This window comes from Flagellimonas flava, from assembly GCF_050617915.1.
In the GTDB taxonomy this organism is placed as follows: Bacteria; Bacteroidota; Bacteroidia; order Flavobacteriales; family Flavobacteriaceae; genus Flagellimonas; species Flagellimonas flava_A.
In genome coordinates, this window is sequence record NZ_JBODQE010000064.1 from 1 (window position 1) to 270 (window position 270).

The following is a 270-nucleotide window of genomic DNA, read 5'->3' on the forward strand; positions in this document are numbered from 1 at the left end:
GCCGCTGATCGACTGCATCAGCAGCTGAACGGGCTCATCGAGGTGCGCGCCAACGCTGCCATGGTGGCGCGGCGAGCGCCCCGCCGATGGGGGGTGCGCAGCACTGTCCGCGATCTCGATCAACAGGCCGTCTACCTGGCCCTGCTGGTCAGTTCGGTGTTGCATCTGGCTCGCACCATTGCCGGGCCTGGTGGCGATAAGCTGCCAACGCCCGTGCACGCCGTGCTCACCGACCTCGCCGCGGGAACCGGCCTGGCCGACGCGGATCCG

Annotated in this window: 1 protein-coding gene; it reads left to right on the forward strand. The window is 69.6% G+C overall.

Translation table 11 applies throughout. From position 1 onward, the window contains the following. Positions 1-270, forward strand: a 270-nt coding sequence (locus ACRHOZ_RS20995) for a hypothetical protein (RefSeq protein ID WP_431130236.1), incomplete at both ends; no start/stop codon positions are given.